The sequence below is a fragment of the Mycobacterium sp. MYCO198283 genome, assembly GCF_021213805.1.
Taxonomy (GTDB): Bacteria; Actinomycetota; Actinomycetes; order Mycobacteriales; family Mycobacteriaceae; genus Mycobacterium.
The window spans coordinates 132,866-154,803 of the sequence record NZ_JAJQJI010000010.1; the positions used below are offsets into that span (position 1 = coordinate 132,866).

Here is a 21,938-nt window from a genome sequence, read left to right on the forward strand (position 1 = left end):
TACAAGAATCCTATTCTCTGTCACGCGCGGGCCGCAATGCCCCCCGCGGTCGCGAGCCGGACGTTCTCGCGGACCCGGTACTTCTGCACCTTGCCGCTCGGGGTCCGCGGATAGTCCTGCCCCTCGGGCACCTCGATCACGAGCTCCGGCCACTTCTGGCGCGCCACCCCCGCCGCCTGGAAGTGCGCCCGCACCCGGTCGGTGTCGGGCATCGTCGCGCCGGGCCGCACGCGCAACACCGCGGCCACCTTCTCCCCCAGCCGGTCGTCGGGCGCCGCGACCACGACGGCCTCGGCCACCTCGGGCATCGCCAGCAGCACCTCCTCGACCGCGACGGCGCTGACGTTCTCGCCGCCGCGGATGATGACGTCGGCCTTGCGGTCGGTGATCGTGAGGTAGCCGTCCTCGTCGAGCTCGCCGACGTCGCCGGTGTGGTACCAGCCGTCGGCGTCGAAGGTCGCCGCGGTGAGCGTGTCGTCGGTGTAGCCCAGGCACAGGTCCGGGCCGCGCGAGCAGATCTCGCCGTCGTCGGCGAGCCGCAGCTCCACCCCGGGCATCGCCGAGCCGTCGGTGTAGAGCCGCTTGTCCTCCGGGGCGTCCCACGGCGAACCGGTGATCGACGGGTGCTCGGTGGAGCCGTAGGACCGGAACACCGCGATGCCCATGTCAGCCAGCCGGCGGGTGACCGCCGCGGGCACCGTCGCGCCACCCAGCCCGATGTTCCGCACGTACGCCAGGTGCTCGGGGCCGAAGTCGGGGTGGTCGAGCAGGCTGGTGACGAAGTACGGCGCGCCGCCGCCGACGGTCAGCCCCTCGTCGCGGATGAGCGCCAGCACCCGCGCCGGATCCCACAGGTCGATCATGTTCACGGGCATCCGGTCGAGCACCGGGATGAGCACCGAGTTGATCATGCCGATGAAGTGGCCGACCGGCGCGGCCGTCAGCTGCTTGCCGCGGTCGGCGTGCATGCGGGCGGCCAGCTGCCGGGTCTCGCAGATGAGCGTCTGGTGGCTGTGCACCACGCCCTTCGGCGCGCTGGTGGTGCCCGACGTGAACGCGATGAGCGCGGGCTGCGTGGCGTCGGCGGCCAGGTGCCCGGCGAGCGGCTCGTCGGCCAGCAGCTCTGCGAACGTGCTCCCGACCACCCCGACGACCGGGACGTCGGCGCTGACGGCGGGGTCGTAGGTGAGCCGCCCGAAGCGCTCGGCGGTGACGAACGCCTTGGGCCGGCTCGCGGCGAGGATGTAGCGCAGCTCCGCCGGGCCGTAGAAGTGGACGACCGGCACCACCACGGCGCCCAGCAGCGCCGCCGCCCAGAAGGTGGCCGCCGCCTCCATCCAGTTGGGCAGCTGGAACGCGATCGCATCGCCCGGACCGACGCCGCGGGCGTGCAGGCCCGCCGCCAACCGGCGCGCGACGACCTCGACGTCGCCGAAGGTGCCCTCGTAGGGCCGCACCGCCGAGTGCACCCGGAACTCGACGCCGGGCGCCGCGGCCAGGCCGGCGTCGACCAGGTCGCCGAGCGTCTCGGGCGTCCACCACCCCTCGGCGGTGTACCGGTCGACCAGCTCGGCAGGAATGGTCCGCATGGGTCTCGCTCCCGTCGTCGCCTGCGCTGAGGATGCTATTCTCCGAGAGCGAGAATGCCAATATCAGAACAGGTGGCCGCGGTGGTGGATCTGGAGTTCGACCAGCAGTCCGGCGGTGCGCTGGCCGTCATCACCATCAACCGGCCGCAGGCGCGCAACGCGATCGCGCCCGACACCATGGACCAGCTCGACGAGGCTCTCGACGCCGCCAAGGACGCCCAGGCGCTCGCCATCACCGGCGCGGGCGACCGCGCCTTCGTCTCCGGCGGCGACCTCAAGGAGCTCGCGGTACTGCGCACCGAGGACGAGGCCGCGGCGATGGCGTGGCGCATGCGGGCCATCTGCGACCGGCTGGCCGACTTCCCGGGCCCGGTGATCGCCGCGCTGAACGGCCACGCGCTCGGCGGCGGCGCCGAGGTGGCGGTGGCCGCCGACATCCGGCTGGCCGCCGACGACATCAAGATCGGCTTCAATCAGGTTTCGCTGGCCATCATGCCGGCGTGGGGCGGCGCCGAACGGCTCGCGACGCTGGTCGGCCGCGGGCGCGCGCTGCTGCTGGCCGGCAGCGGGACCGTGCTCGACGCGGCCCAGGCGCACGAGGTCGGGCTCGTCGACCGGGTCCTGCCGCGGGCGAGTTTCGACGAGGCGTGGCGGACGGTGGCCCGCGCGCTGGCGACGCCGGCCGCCGGCCAGATCAAGCGGGTGGTCGGCGGCGTCACCCCCGCGGAGGCGGTCGCCGCCTTCGCCCAGCTCTGGGTGGACGACGCCCACTGGGCGGCCGCGGACAAGGTGCTGAACCGGGTGCGCTGAGGTGAGCGCAGACCGGGCCGGGCCCGCCGCGTCAACCGGCGTCGGCGGGCATCTCGCCGCCTTCGAGGCCGCCTTCGAGCCGGCACAGCCACCGCTCCACGAAGGCCAGCGTCTCGTCGTGACCGGTCGCCACGCCGATCTCGCTCTCCATCACCAGCACGCTGGAGATGCCCGTCGCGAACACCGTCCACACCACCGGCGGCACCTCGCTCGCCGCCACGCCGTAGCGCTGCAGTGCCGCGACCATCGCGCGGGTCTGCTCGCGGCGCGCCCGCTCGCCGTAGTGGGCGATCTCGGCGCGCAGGGCCTTCCGGTGATTGGCCAGCGCCATGAACTCCAGCGTCAGGCGGGCGCCGGCCGGGTCGGTGGTGAAGCGCCACAGCGCCCGCAGCGGGGTCGGCGACTGCAGCGCCTGCGCCTGCAGCGCGAGGCCCTGCTCGGCGCGCCGCCGGAACATCGCCGCGAACAGGTCGTCCATCGCGCGGAAGTAGTAGTGGACCAGCTGCGGTTTGAGCCCCGCCTGCGCGGCGACGCGACGCGACGTCACCGCCGCGTATCCCTCGGCGAGCATCAGCTGTTCGGCCGCGTCGAGCAGCCGCGCGCGGTTGGTCGCATCGGGCGCGCCGATACGTCGCGGTGCCCCTACCGGACCTGCCATGACGTCCATCCCGTCGACTCGCTCGCATCCGACCCCGGCAGCCTAGCGAGCGCGGCAACCGTCCTTGACCCCTCGTGACCACCATGCTAAGCAAGTGCTCAGCATCCGCGCCTGTGACAGCGCCCACACCGGGCCGCGGCGCCGACGACACCCATCAGAAAGGGCCGCACCGATGACAGACCTGACCGAACGCGACTACTTCACGGATCAGTCGCTCATCCCCGATCCGCACCCGTACTTCGACACGCTGCGCGAGAAGGGCCGCGTCGTGCGGGAGCCGCACTACGGCGTCGTCGCGATCACCGGCTACGAAGAGGCCAACGCGGTGCTGAAGGACACCGACACGTTCTCGTCGTGCATCGCCGTGGGCGGGCCGTTCCCGCCGCTGCCGTTCGCCGTCGAGGGCGACAACATCACCGAGCTCATCGAGAAGAACCGGCCGCTGCTGATCATGCACGAGCACATGGTCACGATGGACCCGCCGCAACACACCAACGCCCGCTCGCTGCTGAACCGGTTGCTGACACCCAACCGGCTCAAGGAGAACGAGGACTTCATGTGGCGGCTCGCCGACGAGCAGCTCGACGAGTTCGTCTCCGCCGGCAGCTGCGAATTCCTCACCGCCTACGCCAAGCCGTTCTCGCTGCTGGTGATCGCCGACATGCTCGGGGTGCCGGAAGAGGACCACGAGGAGTTCCGCAACAACCTCGGCGTGCCGAAGCCGGGCGCCATCGTCGGTTCGCTCGAGGGCGAGACGTTGGCGATGAACCCGCTCGCCTGGCTGGACGAGAAGTTCTCCGCCTACCTGGAGGACCGCCGGTGCAGCCCCCGCGACGACGTGCTGACGTCGCTGGCGACGGCGAAGTACCCGGACGGCTCGACGCCGGCGATCATCGACGTGGTGCGCTCGGCGACGTTCCTGTTCGCCGCCGGCCAGGAGACCACCACCAAGCTGCTGAGCGCCGCCATGCGGGTGCTCGGCGACCACCCGCACCTGCAGGACGTGTTGCGCAATGACCGTACCCGCATCCCGGTCTTCGTCGAGGAGACGCTGCGGATGGACGCCCCGGTGAAGAGCCAGTTCCGGCTGGCGAAGAAGGCCACCAAGGTGGGCGACGTCGAGATGGCGCCGGGTGAGATCGCCATGGTGTGCCCGGGCGCGGTCAACCGGGACCCCACCCGGTTCGAGAACCCGCACGAGTTCCAGATCGACCGCCGCAACGCCCGCGAGCACCTGGCCTTCGGCCGCGGCGTCCACTCCTGCCCCGGCGGCCCGCTGGCACGGGTCGAGGGCCGGGTGTCGCTCGAGCGGATCCTCGACCGGATGCGCGACATCGCCATCGACGAAGAGCACCACGGCCCGGCCGGCGAGCGGCGCTACAACTACGAGCCGACCTACATCCTGCGCGGCCTGACCGACCTGCACATCACGTTCACCCCGGCGGGCTGACGCCGCACGGCTCTCAGCCGGCGGGCACCAGGTCCGGAAGCCCGGCGTAGCAGGGCACCACGTGCCCGCTGCGGAACCGTTCGGTGTCGGCGCACGCCCCCACACCGGTGGCCGCCACCATGGCCTGCCGCTTGAACGCGCGGGCCGCCACACTGAGCCGGTGCTCGACGGGCGTCACGTGCTCGTCGAGCTCGCTGGGCCAATGGTCGCCCCACATGGTCACCTCGGTGATGCCCATCTCCAGCTTGTCCAGCACGCCGCGACGGACCCGGTCGTCGCGCTCGTAGAACTCGGCGGACACCGCGATGGCCTGCGGCCGCGGACCCGGGGTGCGCAGCGCGAGCGCCGAGGCGAGGTCGATCGGCTCGGCGCCGAGCACCCGCAGCGGCCGCTCGTCGTGCAGCTCGCCGACGATGGCCGTGACGTCCCAGCCGCCCATCACCCGGTCGAAGACCCAGCCACCGGTCGCGGTCACCAGCTCGGCGACGGTCGGGGCGATCACCACCAGTCGGTACCGGACGTAGGGGTTCGGGGTGTCGTCGCCGATCGGCATCAGCGACAACACGGACAGGTCCAGACAGTCGGGGTCGAACGGGTCAGCGGGCATGGGATTTCCTATCCGGTCGTGTACTGCGCAGCCGGCCGGTTCGGGCCGGGGCCAGGTGGTACGACGCGACCAACCTAGTGAACACACAGTAGGTTGGATCCGGCGGATGTGACAAGGGTCTCAGCCAAAATGCCGGGAGACAGGTTTCACAGCCCCAGCGACTTGGCGACGATCACCTTCATGACCTCGCTGGTGCCGGCGTAGATGCGGGTGACGCGGGCGTCGGCGTAGAGCCGGGCGATCGGATATTCGAGCATGTAGCCGTAGCCGCCGAACAGTTGCAGGCACCGGTCGACCACCCTGGCCTGCATCTCGGTGCAGAACAGCTTCACCCGCGCCGCGTCGGCGCCCGACAGCACGCCGTCGACGTGGTCGCGCACCGCGCGGTCGAGCATCGCCTGGGCGGCTTCGACCTCCGTGGAGCACGCCGCCAGCTCGAACTTGGTGTTCTGGAACGACGAGACCGGCGTCCCGAAGGCCTTGCGCTGTTTGACGTAGTCGATGGTGGCGTCGACCGCCGAGCGGGCCTGGGCGACCGCTCCGACGGCGACGGTGAGCCGCTCCTGGGCCAGGTTGTGGCCCAGGTAGCTGAACGCCTCGCCGTCGGCGCCCAGCAGGTTGGCGGCGGGCACCCGGACGTCGGCGAAGGACAGCTCGGCGGTGTCCTGCACCTTGCAGCCGAGCTTCTCCAGCTCGCGGCCGCGCGTGAACCCGGGCATGCCGTCCTCGACGACCAGCAGCGACAGTCCCTTGCGGCGATTCTCCGGATCGGACGACGTGCGGGCGACGACGACCACCAGGTCGGCCTGGATGCCGCCGGTGATGAACGTCTTCGCGCCGTTGAGCACATAGCTTTCGCCGTCTTTGACCGCGGTGGTGCGCACCCCGGCGAGATCGGAGCCGGTGCCGGGTTCGGTCATGGCGATCGCGGTGAGCAGGGTGCCGGCGGCCAGGCCGGGGAACCAGCGGCCGCGCTGCTCGTCGCTGGCGTAGTGCAGGAAGTACGGCAGGATCACCTCGAGCTGGGTGCGCACCGTCGACAGCGTCACCAGCGCCCGGGCGGCCTCCTCCTGCAGCACGACGTTGTAGCGGTAGTCGTCGACGCCGGCGCCGCCGTACTCCTCGGGGATCGCCATGCCCAGCAGCCCGAGCGCGCCCATCTGCTTGAAGACGTCGCGCGGCATCCGGCCGCCTTTCTCCCACTGCGGGTACTGCGGCACGACCTCCTTGATGACGAAGTCGCGAACCAGCGACCGGAACGCCTCGTGGTCGTCGGTGAACAGGTCTCGGCGCATGGGTGCTCCTCCTCAGGACAGCAGTTCGACGACGGTCGCGTTGGCGGTTCCGCCGCCTTCGCACATGGTCTGCAGCCCGTAGCGGATGCCGCCCGCCCGCATGTGGTGCAGCATCCGGGTGAGCAGCACGGCGCCGGACGCGCCGAGCGGGTGGCCGAGCGCGATCGCGCCGCCCAGCGGGTTCAGGCGGGCCTCGGCGGCGCCGGTCTCGGCGAGCCACGCCAGCGGCACCGGCGCGAACGCCTCGTTGACCTCGAAGACCCCGATGTCGCCGACGTCGAGGCCGGCCTTGCGCAGCACCTTCTCGGTCGCCGGGATCGGCCCGGTGAGCATCAGCACCGGGTCGGCGCCCGCAACCGCGCCGGCGACGTAGCGGGCGATCGGCCGCATGCCCAGCTCCGCGGCCTTGTCGGCGGTCGTGACCAGCACGGCGGCCGCGCCGTCGGAGATCTGCGACGAGTTGCCGGCGTGGATCACGCCGTCTTCGCGGAACGCGGGCTTCAGGCCGGCGAGCGTGTCGACGGTGGTGCCGCGGCGGATTCCCTCGTCGGCCGTCACGGTGGCGTCGCCGGTGTCGACGGCCACGATCTGGTCGGTGAACGCACCGCCGTCCTGGGCCGCCGCGGCCAGTTCGTGGGAGCGGGCGGAGTACTCGTCGAGCCGGGTGCGGGAGAAGCCCCAGCGCTCGGCGATCAACTCCGCGGAGAGGCCCTGGTTGAACGAGAAGCCGTCGTAGCGCTCCAGCACCTTCGGCCCGTAGGGCGTGCCGGTGGCGCGCGCCGAGCCCAAGGGCACCCGGCTCATCACCTCGACGCCGCCGGCCACCACCACGTCCTGCTGGCCGGACATCACCGCGTGGACGGCGAAGTCGACGGCCTGCTGGCTGGATCCGCACGCCCGGTTCACGGTGGTCCCCGGGATGGCCTCGGGCCAGCCGGCCGCCAGCACGCTGAACCGGCCGATGTTGCTCGACTGGTCGCCCACCTGGGATACGCAACCCCACACCACGTCGTCCACCAGCTGCGGGTCCAGTCCGGTGCGGGCTGCCAGCTCGCCCAGCACCACCGCGGACAGGTCGGCGGCGTGCATGCCCGCCAACCCGCCGTTGCGCTTGCCCACCGGCGTGCGGACGGCGTCGACGATGACGGTTTCGCGCATGGCTCTCGATCTCCTCGACTCAGGGGTATGCGGGGCCGATGGCGCCGCGGTCGCGCAGCGCGGCGATCTCCGCCGCGGTGTAGCCGAATTCGCCGAGCACGCGGTCGGTGTGCTCGCCCAGCCCCGGCACCGCGCCCATCGGGAACTCGAACCCGGCGATCACCGGCGGCGGCAGCAGTGCCGGCACCGCGCCGTTCGGGGTGTCGACGTCGCGCCAGCGGTCGCGCGCCGCGAGGTGCGGATGGGCGATCACCTCGCTGGGCAGGTTGTAGCGCGAGTTGCCGATCCCGGCGGCGTCCGCCGTCGCCTGGATGTCGGCCAGGTCGTGGCGGGCGCACCAGTCGGCGATCGCCTCGTCGAGCACGGCGCGGTGTTCGACGCGGCCGGCGTTGGTGGCGAACCGGGGATCGTCGGCGAGGTCGGGACGCGCCACGATGTCGCGGGCCAGCCGCTGCCACTCCCCGTCGTTGGTGGTGCCGAGCACCACCTGCTGGCCGTCGCGGGTGCCGAATGCCCCGTAGGGCGCCACGGCCGGCGAGCTCATGCCCAGTGGCTGCTGGTCGATCCCGGAGTGCAGCGTGTAGTTCAGCTGGTATCCCATGACCTCGGTCATGGTGTCGAAGAGGCTGACGGCGGCGGAGTTCCCGGTGTTGGGGCCGTCGGGCCGGCGGTCGCGGGCATACAGCAGCGCCATGATCGACAGCGCCGCGTACAGCCCGCTGCTCACGTCGGCCACCGGCGGGCCGGGTTTGGCCGGCGCGCCGGGATATCCGGTGACCGCGCAGGTGCCCGATTCCGCCTGGATGAGCAGGTCGTAGGCGCGTTTGTGCGACAGCGGGCCGCCGGGCCCGTAGCCGTCGATCTCGACGCAGATGACGTCGGGATGGCGCTCGGCCATGTCCGACGGCGACACCTTCAGCCGCGCCGTCGAGCCCGGGGCGAGGTTCGACACCAACGCGTCGGCGCCGTCGAGCAGCCGGTGCAGCACGCCGATCCCCTCGGCCGACTTGAGGTCCAGCGTCACCGACTCCTTGCCGCGGTTGCACCACACGAAGTGCGCGGCCTGCCCCTTGACGACGTCGTCGTAGTGGCGGGCGAAGTCGCCGCCGCGGGGGTTCTCCACCTTGATGACGCGCGCCCCGAAGTCGGCCAGCGTGCGGGTGCACATCGGCGCGGACACCGCCTGCTCCAGGGTGACGACGGTGACGCCGCTCAGCGGTGCGGTGGTCACATCACCATGCCGCCGTCGACCGGCAGCACCTGCCCGGTGACGTAGGACGCCGCGTCCGACGCCATGAACACGAACGCGCCCGCGACCTCCTCGGGATCGGCCCACCGCTTCATCGGGATCCGGTTCATCATGTTCGCGGCGAACTTCTCGTTGGTGCGGATGGTCTCGGTCATCGGCGTCGCCGCCAGCGGCGCGAGTGCGTTGACGCAGATGCGCTGGGTGGCGAGCTCGCGGGCCAGCGACTTGGTGAACCCGATGATCCCGGCTTTCGCCGCCGAGTAGTTGACCTGCCCGAGCGTGCCGGTGAGGCCAGCCGCCGAGGTGACGTTGATGACGCGGCCGGTGCCGTCGGTCGGCAGGTGCGGCAGCGCCGCCTGGGTGACGGTGAATGCGCCGAGCACGTGGACGTCGAACAGCAGCCGCATCGACTCCGGTGTCGTCTTGGCGAACATCGCCGGCTTCGTCACGCCGGCGTTGTTGACGACAATGTGCAGGTGGTCGCCGCCGAGTGCGGCGGCGCGCGCGGCCGCCGCCTGCGCGGACTCGGGGTCGGTGACGTCGAGCGCGGCGCCTTCGGCCGTGCCGCCGGCATCGGTGATCCGCCGCGCCACCGCCGCGGCGGCCTCGGCGTCGAGGTCGGTGACCAGTACCGCGGCGCCGGCGGTCGCGAGCGCCTGGGCGACGGCCGAGCCGATGCCGCCCGCGGCGCCGGTGACCAGGGCGGCGCGGCCGCCGAGATCGAAGTAGGTGCGTGTCATGGTTGCTTTCGGGTCAGTAGCTGCGGGGCAGGCCGAGGACGTGCTCGCCGAGGAAGTTCAGGATCATCTCCTGGCTCACCGGCGCGATCTTCATCAGCCGCGACTCCCGGAAGTACCGCGACACGTGGTACTCCTCCGAATAGCCCATCCCGCCGTGCAGCTGCAGGGCGCGGTCGGCCGCCCCGAAGCCGGCGTCGGCGCACAGGTACTTGGCGGTGTTCGCCTCCCGGCCGCAGGGTTTGCCGTGGTCGTAGAGCCAGGTGGCCTTGCGCAGCACCAGCTCGGCGGCGTCGAGCCGGGCCAGCGAGTCGGCGAGCGGGAACTGCAGGCCCTGGTTCATGCCGATCGGCCGGTTGAACACCACGCGCTCGTTGCCGTAGCGCACCGCCTTCTCGAGCGCGACGCGGCCGATGCCCAGCGCTTCGGCGGCGATGAGCATGCGTTCGGGGTTGAGCCCGTCGAGGATGTACTTGAAACCCTTGCCCTCGTCGCCGACGCGGTCCTCGACCGGCACCATCAGGTCGTCGATGAACAGCTCGTTGCTGCTGACGGCGTTGCGCCCCATCTTGGTGATCGGCCGGATGTCGACGTGGTCGCGGTCGAGGTCGGTGAGGAAGAGCGTCATGCCGTCGGTCTTCTTCTCCACCTGGTCGAACGGCGTGGTGCGGGTGAGCAGCAGGATCTTCTCCGACTCCAGCGCCTTGGAGATCCACACCTTGCGGCCGTTCACGCGGTAGTGGTCGCCCTCGCGGCGGGCGAAGGTGGTGATGCGCGAGGTGTCCAGTCCCGCACCGGGTTCGGTGACGCCGAAGCACACGTGCAGGTCGCCGTCGACGATGCGCGGCAGGGTGCGGGCCTTGAGTTCGTCGGAGCCGTGCTTCACCACCGGCTGCATCCCGAAGATTGTCAGGTGGATGGCGCTCGCGCCGTTCATCGCCGCCCCGGACCGCGCGACCTCCTCGAGCAGCAAGGTGGCCTCGGTGATGCCGAGGCCGTGCCCGCCGTACTCCTCCGGGATCGTCATGCCGAGCCAGCCGCCCGAGGCGATCGCGTCGTAGAACTCCTGCGGGAACTCGTGCGCCTGGTCCTTGCGCATCCAGTACTCGTCGTCGAACTTGCGGCACAGCTCGGCGACCGACGAGCGGATGATCTGCTGGTCTTCGGTCAGCTCGAAGTTCATGCCGTCCGACACATCTGCCTCCCGTTGTCCGGCCGGACCGCGAACCCGCAGGACGACCCCGTTCTCCGCTGTGGAGAGTACGCTTCTCGGCGCGGAGAATCGCAACGGGGTCGACGGTCCCGGCTCCGGCCCTGCGTCCTGCATTGACTAATTCCGTCCGCTCTGGAAACCTACTACTCGCAACGGAGAACACGATTCTCGCATGACAGGAGTGGGCTATGCGGTTGGCACCGCTGCCGGCGGACGAATGGGACGACGAGGTCGTCGACTCGCTTCGAGGGTTCCTCCCTCGCGCCCGGCAGAACCCGGACGGCGCCGGCAACGCGATGTCCACGCTGGTGCGGCATCCGGCGCTGACGAAGGCGTTCATGCCGCTGAACCTGCACCTGCTGTTCAGCTCGACGCTGCCGCCCCGGTGGCGTGAGCTGGCCATCCTCCGCGTGGCCCACCGGCGCCGAAGCGCCTACGAGTGGGAGCACCACAAGGAGATGGCCGCGTTCCTCGGCCTCACCGACGAGGAGGTGGCCGCCGTGCGCGACGGCCAGGCCGCCGACGACTTCGAGCGGCTGCTGCTCGCAGCGGTCGACGAACTCGACGACAACAACGGATTGACCGACGAGACGTGGCACGCCCTGGGTGAGCGGCTCGACGACCGGCAGCGCATGGACTTCGTCTTCACTGTCGGCACCTACAACATGCTGGCCATGGCGTTCAACACGTTCGGCATACAGCTCGACAAGCACGAAAGGTAAGTACGGTGGCGCATTTCCCGAAACCCGCGGCGGGCAGCTGGACCGAGAACTGGCCCGAGCTCGGCACCGCACCGGTGGACTACACCGACTCGATCGATCCCGAGCAGTGGAAGCTGGAGCAGCAGGCCATCTTCCGCAAGCTGTGGCTGCACGTCGGACGTGTGGAGCGGCTCCCCAAGACGGGCAGCTACTTCACCCGCGAGCTGCCGTCGGTCGGCGCCGGCACGTCGATCATCGTCAACAAGGACAAAGACGGCACCATCCGGGCCTTTTACAACATGTGCCGCCACCGCGGGAACAAGCTGGTGTGGAACGACTACCCGGGCGAGGAGGTCTCCGGGAGCTGCCGCCAGTTCACCTGCAAGTACCACGCCTGGCGGTACGCGCTCAACGGCGAACTGACGTTCATCCAGCAGGAGGACGAGTTCTTCGACGTCGACAAGGCGGACTACCCGCTCAAGCCGGTGCGCTGCGAGGTGTGGGAAGGCTTCATCTTCGTCAACTTCGACGACGACGCCGAGCCGCTGGAGGACTACCTCGGCGAGTTCGGGCAGGGCCTCAAGGGCTACCCGTTCCACGAGATGACCGAGGTCTACAGCTACCGCGCGGAGGTCAACTCGAACTGGAAGCTGTTCATCGACGCCTTCGTCGAGTTCTACCACGCACCGATCCTGCACATGAAGCAGGCGACGCCGGAGGAGGCCGCGAAACTGGCCAAGGTGGGCTTCGAGGCGCTGCACTACGACATCAAGGGTCAGCACTCGATGATCTCGTCCTGGGGTGGCATGAGCCCGCCGAAGGACCTCAACATGGTGAAGCCGATCGAGCGGATCCTGCACAGCGGCCTGTTCGGCCCGTGGGACCGGCCCGACATCAAGGGCATCCTGCCCGACGAGCTGCCGCCGGCCGTCAACCCGGCGCGCCAGCCGACCTGGGGCCAGGACTCGTTCGAATTCTTCCCGAATTTCACGCTGCTGCTGTGGGTTCCGGGCTGGTACCTCACCTACAACTACTGGCCGACCGCCGTGGACAAGCACATCTTCGAGGCCAACCTGTACTTCGTGCCGCCGAAGAACACCCGGCAGCGGCTCTCCCAGGAGCTCGCCGCGGTGACCTTCAAGGAGTACGCGCTGCAGGACGCCAACACGCTCGAGGCCACGCAGACCCAAATCGGCACGCGGGCGGTCACCGAGTTCCCGCTGTGCGACCAGGAGATCCTGTTGCGCCACCTGCATCACACCGCCCACAAGTACGTCGACGCCTACAAGGCGAGCCTGGCCGAGCAGGCCGCCAGCAACGGCAACGCGAGGAGCACCGTCAATGTCTGAGTCGCAGGAACGGCTGCTGCCCGAGGAGTTCGCCGACCTCGAGCGCTTCAAGGACTGGATCCTCGCCACCGAGCCCGAGCGGTACGCCAAGCGGTTGGCGTCGACGATGGAGGAGATGCAGGAGCTCTACGACGTCGGCATGGCGCGGCTGGAGGAGGTCATGGAGTATCTCGACGCGCGGTTCCCCTTGCACGACATGCCCGATGACGCCAAGCGGCTCATGCATCTGATGCAGTCCGTGGTGATGGTCAGCTTCCCCGTCGAGGTGTGGAAGCAGCCCCGCGTGCTCGACAGCGGCGCCGCCTGGGTGGAGCTCGTGCGCGAGCCGGTGGTCTAGTGCCGCACCCATCGCCGAGAACACCGTTCTTGACGCGAATCGGCCGAAATCCGTCGACAACCGTCGTGTCGGTGGCCCCATGCTGACCCTGCGGGCTGCCGGCTTGCTGGACGTCGATGCCGGGGAGATCGTCCGCCCCGGCATCGTCGTTGTCGACGGCGACCGGATCACCGCCGTCGGCGGAGCCGACAATTCGACCGCCGTCGGCGGCCGACCCGGGCCCGACGACGAGGTCATCGATCTCGGCGACGCGATCCTGCTGCCCGGGCTGATGGACATGGAGGTCAACCTGCTCATGGGCGGCCGCGGCGAGAACCCCGGGCTGTCGCAGGTGCAGGACGACCCGCCGACCCGGATGCTGCGGGCGGTCGGCAACGCCCGCCGCACGCTGCGCGCGGGGTTCACCACCGTGCGCAACCTCGGGCTGTTCGTCAAGACGGGCGGGTATCTGCTCGACGTCGCGCTCGGCAAGGCCATCGACGCGGGCTGGATCGACGGGCCGCGCATCGTCCCGGCGGGCCATGCGATCACCCCGACCGGCGGCCATCTCGACCCGACGATGTTCGCCGCGTTCATGCCCGGCGCGCTGGAGCTGACCGTCGAGGAGGGCATCGCCAACGGGGTCGACGAGATCCGCAAGGCGGTGCGCTACCAGATCAAGCACGGCGCGCAGCTGATCAAGGTGTGTGTCTCCGGCGGCGTCATGTCGCTCACGGGTGAGGCCGGCGCGCAACACTATTCGGACGAGGAACTGCGGGCGATCGTCGACGAGGCGCACCGGCGCGGGTTGCGCGTCGCGGCGCACACCCACGGCGCCGAGGCGGTCAAGCACGCGGTGGCCTGCGGGATCGACTGCATCGAGCACGGTTTCCTGATGGACGACGAGGCCATCCAGATGCTCGTCGACCACGACCGCTTCCTGGTGACCACCCGGCGGCTGGCGCAGGCGATGGACGTCTCCCGGGCGCCGAAGGAGCTGCAGGACAAGGCCGCCCAGATGTTCCCGAAGGCGGAGACCTCGATCAAGGCGGCCTACGAGGCGGGGGTGAAGATCGCGGTCGGCACCGACGCGCCGGCCATCCCGCACGGCCGCAACGCCGACGAGCTGGTGACGCTGGTCGAGTGGGGCATGCCGCCCGCGGCGGTGCTGCGCGCCGCGACCACGGTGGCCGCGGAGCTCATCAACGTCACCGACCGCGGCCGGCTCGCCGAGGGGCAACTGGCCGACATCATCGCGGTGCCCGGCGATCCGCTCGCCGACATCCGCGTTACGCGAGACGTCAACTTTGTAATGAAGGGCGGTAGGGTCTTCCGACATGACGACGCCTGAGAGCCGGGTGCGCACCGAGGACCTGCTGGAGATCCAGCAGTTGCTGGCGCGCTACGCCGTGACCATCACGCAGCAGGATCTCGACGGGCTGGTGTCCGTCTTCACCCCGGACGGCACCTACAGCGCATTCGGCGAAACCTATCCGCTGCAACGGTTTCCGGTGCTGGTCGAGGCCGCGCCGAAGGGCCTGTTCCTCACCGGCACGGCGCTGGTCGATTTCGACGCGAACGATCCCGACGCCGCGTCGGGCACGCAGCCGCTGTGTTTCATCCAGGACTCCACGCACGACATGCGGATCGGCTACTACCGCGACACCTACGTGCGCACCGAGCAGGGCTGGCGGCTGAAGACCCGCGCGATGACATTCATCCGCCGCAGCGGCGTCCACGACTCCGGTCGGCCGCACGCGATCGGGCGGCCGAGCGCCCATGAGTGAGCTCTTCGAGCCGGGTGCCTTCCGGGCGGCGCTGCAGCAGTGGCTCGGCGAGAACGACCTGACGCCACGTCCCGATGTCGCCGCCGGAGCGGCTCCGACGGCGGACGACTCGCTGGACGCGCACCAGGCGCAGCACCTGCGGGTGCTCGCCGCGCTCTACGACGCCGGCTTCATGCGGTACGGCTGGCCGGAAGCCGTCGGCGGGCTGGGCGGCCCGGACATCCTGCGCGCGATCGTCGGCGAGGAGATCGTCGGCCGCGGGCTCGACCATCCCGGCCCGTATTCGATGATCGAGACGCTCGCGCCCACGATGATCGACTACGCCCGCCCCGAGCTGGCCGCCGAGATGGTGCCGCGGCTGCTCTCCGGCCAGGAGACCTGGTGTCAGGGGTTCTCGGAGCCGGGTGCCGGCAGCGACCTGGCGTCGCTGTCCACCCGGGCCGTTGCGCGCGGTGACGAGTGGGTGGTCAACGGCCAGAAGGTGTGGACCAGCTACGCGCAGTACTCCACCCGGTGCGTCCTGCTCACCCGCACCGGGGACGCCGAGACCCCGAACCATCAGGCCATCACCGCGTTCTTCGTCGACCTCGACACCCCCGGTGTGACGGTGCGGCCGCTGCGCACCATGCACGGCGTCGACGAGTTCTGCGAGGTGTATTTCGACGACGTGGTGGTGCCGGGCGACCGTATGCTCGGCGGGATCGGCGACGGCTGGCGGCTGGCGATGGACCTGCTGCCCTATGAGCGGTCGTCATGCTTCTGGCAGCGGATCGCCTACCTGTACCGGCAGTTCGACACCCTTGTCCGGGACGTCAAGCACCTCGAGGCGGCCGGCGACGACGAGATCGGCGCCACCTATCTGGCGCTGCACACGCTGCGGTGCCGGTCCCGCGACACCCAGCACCGGCTCGGCGACGGCGCGAAGCTGGGCCCGGAGACGTCCATCGACAAGGTGCTGCTCGCCGGCGCCGAACAGCTTCTCTACGACACCGCCCGCGAGTTGCAGCCCGGTGTCGTCGAGCTCGACGGCGGCCACTGGCGCACCGAGTACCTCTACTCGCGGGCCGCCACGATCTACGGCGGCACGGCCGAGGTGCAGCGCAACATCATCGCCCGCCGGCTGCTCGACCTCGGGAAGGAGTGAGGAGTGGACACCGAGTCACTCGTCCTGCTGGAGGACGGCCTGCGCAAGACCATGCTGTCGACGTCGGGGGCCGAACTGGAGGCGGCGCTCGCCGAGCTGGGCTGGGCCGACATGCTCTCCGACATGCCCGACGCGGCCATCCCGCTGGTGTTCCGGCTGCTCGGCGAAACCGGCTCCCACGCGTCGGTGGTCAACGACGTGCTGCTGGAGACCATCGGCGGCGTGCCCGGTGGAACGCCGCCGATGCCCTATGCCGGCGGCGGCTGGGTGGTGTGGAGCCGCACCCCGGTGGACGCCCCGACGCTCGGCGGCCTGCCGCTGCACCGGGTGCCCGACGGCCAGCTCATGCGGATGGGGGAAGCGCGCCGGGCCATCGGCTGGTGGCTGGTCGGCTCGGCCCGGGCGATGCTCACGCTGGCCCGGCGCCACGCGCTCGACCGGGTGCAGTTCGGCAAGCCGATCGCGTCGTTCCAGGCGGTGCGGCACCGGCTCGCCGAAACCCTGGTGGCCATCGAGGGCGCCGAGGCGGCCCTGGGCCTGCCGGGGCTGGAGAGCCCCGACCTCACCGCCATGCTCGCCAAGGCCGCGGCCGGCAAGGCCGCGCTGTTGGCGGCCAAGCACTGTCAGCAGGTGCTCGGCGGCATCGGCTTCACCGCCGAACACGAGCTGCACATCCACGTCGAGCGTGTCCTGGTGCTCGACGGATTGCTCGGCAGTTCCCGCGAACTCACCCGCCGGGCGGGCGCGGGCCTGCGCGCCCGCGGCTCCGTCCCGCGGCTCGCGCACCTGTAGGTCAGCGCTCAGTCAGCCGAGCGCCGCAGCAGCGCCTCGGCGGCGGCGTAGGCGTCGGACTCGCCGCGCGCGACGCCGGCCGCCAGGTCACCCAACGCCGGGTCGGCGCCGAGCCGGGTCTGCGCCAGCGACAGGATCTGCGCGCGGGCCCGCGCGGTGCGGCGCGGCAGCGTGTCGTCGCGGCGGTGGGCGTCGATCGCGGCCACCAGCTCGGCCACGCCGTCGCCCGTCACGGCGATCATCGTGAGCACCGGGGCGTGGGTCTCGGCGCGCAGGTCGCGGGCGGTCTGCTCGGCGCCCTCGCGGTCGGCCTTGTTGACGACGACGAGGTCGGCCACCTCCAGCAGCCCGGCCTTGGCGGCCTGCACCGCATCTCCCGCACCGGGATTCAGCACGACGACGGTCGGGTCCGCGACGGCCGCGATCTCGATCTCGGACTGCCCCACGCCCACCGACTCCAGCAGGATCAGCCCGTAATCGAGCGCCGTCAGCAGCCGGATCGCGGCGGGCACCGCGGCGGCCAGCCCGCCGAGGTGGCCGCGCGTGGCGACCGACCGGATCAGCACGTCGTGGTCGTTGATGTGCGCCGCCATCCGCACCCGGTCACCCAGCAGCGCGCCGCCGCTGTACGGCGACGACGGGTCGACCGCGAGCACCGCCACCCGCGTGCCCCGCGCGCGGTAGGCGCTGACCAGGGCGGCGACGGTGGTCGATTTGCCCGCGCCGGGCGGTCCGGTGATGCCGACGACGGGTGCCGCGGCGGTGCCGACCTGCGCCATCACCTCGGCGCGGCGCTCGCCTTCGACGAGGCTCAGCAGCCGCCCCGCCGCCCGCGTCGACCCGCCCCGCGCGGCGGTCATCAGCTCCGCGATGTCCACTCGGCGGCTACTTGGCGGTGAGCCGCGCGACGATCGCCCGGAAGTCCTCGGTCTGGAAGGTCTGGTTCTCCTGGCTGAGCGCGTAGTCCAGCGTCGCCAGCACCGCCCGCTCGAGGTGGACGTTGAGCAGCCGCTTGGTGCTCTCGACCGCCAGCTGCGGCAACTCGAGCATCCGCTGCGCGGCCGCCAGCGCCTCGGCCACCGGGTCGGCGACGAAGTGGTTCGCCAGCCCCAGCTCGACTGCCTTGGCCGCGGGGATGCGGGCGCCGGTGAGCGCGTACTCCTTGGCGAGCAGCAGGCTGGTGTGCAGCGGCCAGGTCAGCGGGCCGCCGTCGGCGGCCACCAGCCCGACTTGCACGTGCGGGTCGGCGAGATAGGCCTTCTCGGCGATGTACACCAGGTCCGACAGCGCGACCAGGCTGCAGCCGAGCCCCACGGCGGGGCCGTTGACCGCGGCGATCACCGGGACGCGGCAGCGCACCATCCCGAGCACGATGTCGCGGCCGTCGGCGATGGTCTTCGCGCGCAGCTCGTCGTCGCGCCCGAGTTCGGCGAGGTAGTCGAAGTCGCCGCCGGCGGAGAACGCCCGGCCCGCGCCCGTGAGCACCGCCACCCGCGCCGAGCGGTCCCGCGACAGCCGGTCCCACAGCCGGGCCAGCCCGACGTGCAGGGCGTCGTTGACGGAGTTCAGCGTGTCGGGCCGGTTGAGGGTGACGACCCGCACGGGCCCCTCGGCGCGGACGTCGATCTCGGCGGGCATGTCGTACATGTCAGGACACTCCGAGCTTCAGGATGCGCTGCGCGATGATGTTCTTCTGGATCTGCGATGTCCCGCCCATCACGCTCTGCGCGCGGCTGTACAGGTAGGCGCCGAGCATCTCGTCGTCTCCGGTTCCGACGGTCGCGAGCGCCGCGTGGCCGACGGACTGTTCGGTCCAGGTCATCAGCAGTTTGTCCAGCGAGCCGTCGGGGCCGTGCGTGATCCCGTCGAGCTGCTCGGAGAGCCGCCGCCGCACGTGCAGCCGCAGCATCTCGGTCTGCACCCACGCCCAGGCCAGCTCCTCGGGCGCCTCCCCGTCGCGGCGGGCGGCCAACTGCCGCACCAGCTTTCCGTACCGCGCGGAGAAGCCGAGCGTCGACGGCTCGCGCTCGTGGCTCACCACGGTCATGGCCAGCCGCCAGCCGTCCCCGGGCGCCCCGACCATGTTGTCGGCCGGCACCCGCGCGCCGTCGAACGCCACCTGGCCGAACTCCTTGGTGACGCCGCTGATCATCTTCAGCGGCCGCTGCTCGATGCCGGGCTGGTGCATCGGCACGATGAACGCCGAAATGCCCTTGTGCTTGGGCACCTCTTTGTCGGTGCGCGCCAGCAGCAGGCACCAGTCGGCGACGTCGGAGTAGCTGGTCCAGATCTTGTGTCCGGTGATGACGTACTCGTCGCCGTCGCGCACCGCCGTGGTGGTCAGCGACGCCAGGTCAGAACCCGCACCGGGCTCGGAGAACCCCTGACACCAGCGCTCGGTGCCGTTGATCATGCCGGGCAGGAACCGGCTGCGCAGCTCCTCGCTGCCGTGGTGGCTCAGCCCGACGACGAGGTAGCCGAGGCTCGGCCGGGCCGGCGCGCCGGCCTTGGCGATCTCCTCGTCGACGATCACGTCGTAGACCGGCGGCAGCTCCTGTCCGCCATACTGTTTCGGCCACGACGTGCCGAAGAAGCCGGCGCGGTAGAGCGCCTGGTGCCACTCGCCCTGCCGGGCCCAGTACTCGTCGCCCGACGTCGGGAACTCGCCCTGGTGCGCGGTCAGCCAGTCGCGCAGCCGCGCCCGGAACGCCGCTTCGTCCGGTGAGTCACGAAAGTCCAATCTGCACCTCTTCCCACGACACCGGCCACAGCTCGGTGCTGACGAGCACGCGGCGCAGGTAGACGTGCGCCAGGCATTCCCAGGTGTTGCCGATGCCGCCGTGCACCTGGATCGACGTCTCGCAGATGGTCCGCGCGGCCCGCGCACAGTAGATCTTCGCCACGCGGGCGGCCGCCACGGCCTCGGCGGGGGACAGTTCGTCGACCGCCCAGGCGGCGTGGCGGGCCACGCTGACCGAACCCTCGATCAGCGCCTGCGATTCGGCGAGCAGGTGCGCAACGGCCTGATAGGAACCGATCGCGTGGCCGTACTGCTCCCGGATCCGCGCGTAGTCGACGGCGAGCGCCTGCGCGCCGCGGGCGGCGCCGACGAGGTCGGCCGTGGTAACCGCCAGCGCCAGCGCGTACCACCGCTGCTGCTGGGAGTCGTCGACCGTCCCCGCGGACAGCCCGGTGTCGACCCGGCCCTGCCGCCGGGTGAGATCGACTCCGACGGTTCGGGGTTCGACGGCACCGGTCACCACCTCGGCACCGTCGAGCCACAGCGCCCGGTCGTAGCCGCGCGCGTCGGGCGCCACCCCGTCGACGGCGATGGTCGCCGGCCCGCCGTCCCCGACCAGCCGGCCCAAGTCGTCGGCGAGCACCGGACCGAGGAACGGCACGTCGACCAGCCCGCGCGCGAATTCCTCTGCCACCACCGCGACCTCGACTCCGGAGGCCCCGTCGGAGCGCAGCGACCGCCAGCCGGTGCCGGCGACCGTTCTCTCCAGCCGGGCGACGCGGCCGTCGTCGTCGAGGTCGGCGACGGTGCCCGGCCCCAAATCGTCGGCCAGCTTCCCGGCCGCATCGCGCAGCTGCTGCTGCTCACTTGTCAGACGGGCGTCCATGAGCCTCCTTGAGCACTCGCCGCAGCGCCTTGCCCGACGGCAGGCGCGGGATCTCGGGCACGAAGCGAACCTCGCGCGGCCGCTTGTACGACGCCAGCCGGGTGCCGACGAGGTCGATCAACTCCGCTTCGGTGACCGGCTCCGACGCCGTCACCGCGGCGACCACCGCCTCGCCGTCGGCGTCGTCGGGGATGCCGTAGACCGCGCAGTCGGCGACCGCGGGATGGCTGTGCAGCACGCGCTCGATCTCGGCGGGCGCGACCTGGAAACCGCGCACCTTGATCATCTCCTTGCAGCGGTCGGTGATCCGCAACCAGCCGTCGCCGTCGAGCGTGCCGACGTCGCCGGTGCGGTACCAGCCGTCATGGAACGCGCCCGGCGTGGCGTCCGCGGGCAGGTAGCCGGCCATCACCGACGGGGAGCGCACCTCGATCTCGCCGGTCTCGCCGGATGCCACCGGTTCCCCGGTCGTCAGCGACACCACCCGGATCTCGACGCCCGGCGCCGCCTTGCCGACGCTGTCCAGCCGCGGGGCGTCGAGCGGGTTGCAGGCGATGACGGGCAATTCGCTGGCGCCGTAGGCGGGCACCCAGCGCACGCCGGTGCGGCGGGTGACGGCGTCGGCGACGCTGGGGGCCACCGGGGTGGCGCACCACACGATGTAGCGCAGCGACGACAGGTCGAAGTCTTCGAGCGCCGGGTGCGAGGCGATTGCCAGCGCGATGGGCGCGACCGCCATCTCGACGGTGATCCGGTCGGCGGCGATGTGGCGCAGCATGGTGTCGAGGTCGAACCGACGGTGCAGCCGCAGCCAGGCGCCGGTCTCCAGGAGCGTGACGATGTTGAGCAGGCCGAGGATGTGCGACGGCGGCGTCACGATCTGCAGCCGGTCGGCCGACGTCAGCCCCAGCACCGCCCGCCACTGCCCGACCGCGGCCGCGAACGACCGGTGCGTGTGCCGCACCGCCTTCGGCAGCCCGGTGGTGCCCGAACTGAAGACCAGCACCGCTTCGGCGTCCGGATCGGGCGGCTGGAATGCGCTGTCCGACAGCGGGATCGGCTCGTCGAGGTGGAGCATCGGCGCGGCGAGGCCGGTCACCTCCGCCAGCACCGGATGGTCTCCGACCCCGTGGCGGGCGCCGGTGACCGCGAGCGCGTGCGCCACCTCGGCCGGCTTCCACGCCGGGCTGAGCAACACCACCGAACCGCCCAGCCGCCACACCGCCCGCAACGCGACGACGAACTCCGGCCGGTTCGACGTCATCAGCGCGACGCGGGTCCCGGGCCGCACCCCCCGGTCGGCGAGTGCGTCGGCCATGCCGTTGGTGAGCCGCTCGAGGTCCGCCCGGGTGTAGCTGCGATCCTCGAACGCCAGCACCTCGGCCGTACCATCCACGGTGACGCCGGGTGCCGCCACAGCGGCAGCAGGCTTCAGCGCGGGCATGGAGAGCATCCTA

The 21,938-nt window shown here is 71.1% G+C and carries 22 protein-coding genes; 9 read left to right on the forward strand and 13 right to left on the reverse strand.

Annotated features, from left to right (window positions below):
- Nucleotides 1–20: 20 nt before the first annotated feature.
- Nucleotides 21–1,589, reverse strand: a complete 1,569-nt coding sequence (locus LV457_RS18455) for an AMP-binding protein (protein ID WP_232172981.1) — start codon at nt 1,587–1,589, stop codon at nt 21–23.
- 81 nt (nt 1,590–1,670) lie between these two features.
- On the opposite strand from LV457_RS18455, the gene LV457_RS18460 reads away from it, so the two are divergent.
- Entirely contained in the window at nt 1,671–2,399 is a 729-nt protein-coding gene (locus tag LV457_RS18460) for an enoyl-CoA hydratase/isomerase family protein (protein ID WP_374198892.1), read from the forward strand.
- A 31-nt stretch (nt 2,400–2,430) separates the two neighbouring features.
- Here LV457_RS18460 and LV457_RS18465 read toward each other — a convergent pair whose 3' ends face one another.
- A complete protein-coding gene (locus LV457_RS18465) occupies nt 2,431–3,057 on the reverse strand; it encodes a TetR/AcrR family transcriptional regulator (RefSeq protein ID WP_232172983.1) in 627 nt (208 codons plus the stop codon).
- 172 nt (nt 3,058–3,229) lie between these two features.
- Between LV457_RS18465 and LV457_RS18470 the strand changes: the two genes are divergently transcribed.
- Nucleotides 3,230–4,507: a cytochrome P450 gene (locus LV457_RS18470; RefSeq protein ID WP_232172984.1), complete on the forward strand. Its 1,278-nt coding sequence runs from the start codon at nt 3,230–3,232 to the stop codon at nt 4,505–4,507.
- Between the two features lie 13 nt (nt 4,508–4,520).
- Here the strand turns inward: LV457_RS18470 and LV457_RS18475 are convergent, their stop codons facing one another.
- The 6 genes from LV457_RS18475 to LV457_RS18500 form a co-directional block, all read right to left on the reverse strand.
- Nucleotides 4,521–5,060 (reverse strand): hypothetical protein, encoded by a 540-nt coding sequence (locus LV457_RS18475; protein WP_374198893.1) that lies wholly within the window; start codon nt 5,058–5,060, stop codon nt 4,521–4,523.
- A 200-nt stretch (nt 5,061–5,260) separates the two neighbouring features.
- Nucleotides 5,261–6,409 carry an acyl-CoA dehydrogenase family protein gene (locus tag LV457_RS18480; RefSeq protein WP_232172986.1) on the reverse strand — a complete coding sequence of 383 codons (1,149 nt, stop codon included), beginning with the start codon at nt 6,407–6,409 and terminating at the stop codon, nt 5,261–5,263.
- Between the two features lie 12 nt (nt 6,410–6,421).
- A complete protein-coding gene (locus tag LV457_RS18485) occupies nt 6,422–7,567 on the reverse strand; it encodes a thiolase family protein (RefSeq protein ID WP_232172987.1) in 1,146 nt (381 codons plus the stop codon).
- 19 nt (nt 7,568–7,586) lie between these two features.
- Nucleotides 7,587–8,798, reverse strand: a complete 1,212-nt coding sequence (locus LV457_RS18490; RefSeq protein WP_308192226.1) for a CaiB/BaiF CoA-transferase family protein — start codon at nt 8,796–8,798, stop codon at nt 7,587–7,589.
- Complete coding sequence (locus LV457_RS18495) at nt 8,795–9,556, reverse strand: SDR family NAD(P)-dependent oxidoreductase (protein WP_232172988.1); 762 nt, start codon at nt 9,554–9,556, stop codon at nt 8,795–8,797. The genes LV457_RS18490 and LV457_RS18495 overlap by 4 nt, the downstream gene beginning before the upstream one ends.
- Before the next feature lie 13 nt (nt 9,557–9,569).
- Nucleotides 9,570–10,736 carry an acyl-CoA dehydrogenase family protein gene (locus tag LV457_RS18500; protein ID WP_232173028.1) on the reverse strand — a complete coding sequence of 389 codons (1,167 nt, stop codon included), beginning with the start codon at nt 10,734–10,736 and terminating at the stop codon, nt 9,570–9,572.
- Nucleotides 10,737–10,954: 218 nt separating this feature from the next.
- Here LV457_RS18500 and LV457_RS18505 point away from each other — a divergent pair, with 218 nt between their 5' ends.
- The 7 genes from LV457_RS18505 (at nt 10,955) to LV457_RS18535 (ending at nt 16,855) form a co-directional block, all read left to right on the forward strand.
- Nucleotides 10,955–11,488 carry a carboxymuconolactone decarboxylase family protein gene (locus LV457_RS18505; protein ID WP_232172989.1) on the forward strand — a complete coding sequence of 178 codons (534 nt, stop codon included), beginning with the start codon at nt 10,955–10,957 and terminating at the stop codon, nt 11,486–11,488.
- A gap of 5 nt (nt 11,489–11,493) precedes the next feature.
- Nucleotides 11,494–12,816: an aromatic ring-hydroxylating dioxygenase subunit alpha gene (locus LV457_RS18510; RefSeq protein ID WP_232172990.1), complete on the forward strand. Its 1,323-nt coding sequence runs from the start codon at nt 11,494–11,496 to the stop codon at nt 12,814–12,816.
- Nucleotides 12,809–13,153, forward strand: a complete 345-nt coding sequence (locus tag LV457_RS18515; RefSeq protein WP_232172991.1) for a hypothetical protein — start codon at nt 12,809–12,811, stop codon at nt 13,151–13,153. The genes LV457_RS18510 and LV457_RS18515 overlap by 8 nt, the downstream gene beginning before the upstream one ends.
- Before the next feature lie 79 nt (nt 13,154–13,232).
- On the forward strand, nt 13,233–14,483 hold the full coding sequence (locus tag LV457_RS18520) for an amidohydrolase family protein (protein ID WP_232172992.1): 1,251 nt from the start codon (nt 13,233–13,235) through the stop codon (nt 14,481–14,483).
- Nucleotides 14,470–14,919 (forward strand): nuclear transport factor 2 family protein, encoded by a 450-nt coding sequence (locus LV457_RS18525; protein WP_232172993.1) that lies wholly within the window; start codon nt 14,470–14,472, stop codon nt 14,917–14,919. The genes LV457_RS18520 and LV457_RS18525 overlap by 14 nt, the downstream gene beginning before the upstream one ends.
- A complete protein-coding gene (locus LV457_RS18530) occupies nt 14,912–16,063 on the forward strand; it encodes an acyl-CoA dehydrogenase family protein (RefSeq protein ID WP_232172994.1) in 1,152 nt (383 codons plus the stop codon). The genes LV457_RS18525 and LV457_RS18530 overlap by 8 nt, the downstream gene beginning before the upstream one ends.
- A gap of 51 nt (nt 16,064–16,114) precedes the next feature.
- Nucleotides 16,115–16,855: an acyl-CoA dehydrogenase family protein gene (locus LV457_RS18535; RefSeq protein WP_232173029.1), complete on the forward strand. Its 741-nt coding sequence runs from the start codon at nt 16,115–16,117 to the stop codon at nt 16,853–16,855.
- 8 nt (nt 16,856–16,863) lie between these two features.
- Here the strand turns inward: LV457_RS18535 and LV457_RS18540 are convergent, their stop codons facing one another.
- Genes LV457_RS18540 through LV457_RS18560 form a run of 5 tightly spaced genes read right to left on the reverse strand, consistent with a single transcriptional unit; the run spans nt 16,864 to nt 21,925 of the window.
- On the reverse strand, nt 16,864–17,733 hold the full coding sequence (locus tag LV457_RS18540) for a GTP-binding protein (protein WP_232172995.1): 870 nt from the start codon (nt 17,731–17,733) through the stop codon (nt 16,864–16,866).
- A gap of 7 nt (nt 17,734–17,740) precedes the next feature.
- Nucleotides 17,741–18,502, reverse strand: coding sequence for an enoyl-CoA hydratase/isomerase family protein (locus tag LV457_RS18545; RefSeq protein WP_232172996.1), 762 nt, complete (start codon nt 18,500–18,502; stop codon nt 17,741–17,743).
- Nucleotide 18,503: 1 nt separating this feature from the next.
- A complete protein-coding gene (locus LV457_RS18550; protein WP_232172997.1) occupies nt 18,504–19,595 on the reverse strand; it encodes an acyl-CoA dehydrogenase family protein in 1,092 nt (363 codons plus the stop codon).
- On the reverse strand, nt 19,582–20,481 hold the full coding sequence (locus tag LV457_RS18555) for an acyl-CoA dehydrogenase family protein (protein ID WP_232172998.1): 900 nt from the start codon (nt 20,479–20,481) through the stop codon (nt 19,582–19,584). Before LV457_RS18555 ends, LV457_RS18550 begins: the two co-directional genes overlap by 14 nt.
- Complete coding sequence (locus tag LV457_RS18560) at nt 20,459–21,925, reverse strand: class I adenylate-forming enzyme family protein (RefSeq protein WP_232172999.1); 1,467 nt, start codon at nt 21,923–21,925, stop codon at nt 20,459–20,461. Before LV457_RS18560 ends, LV457_RS18555 begins: the two co-directional genes overlap by 23 nt.
- Between the last annotated feature and the right edge of the window lie 13 nt (nt 21,926–21,938).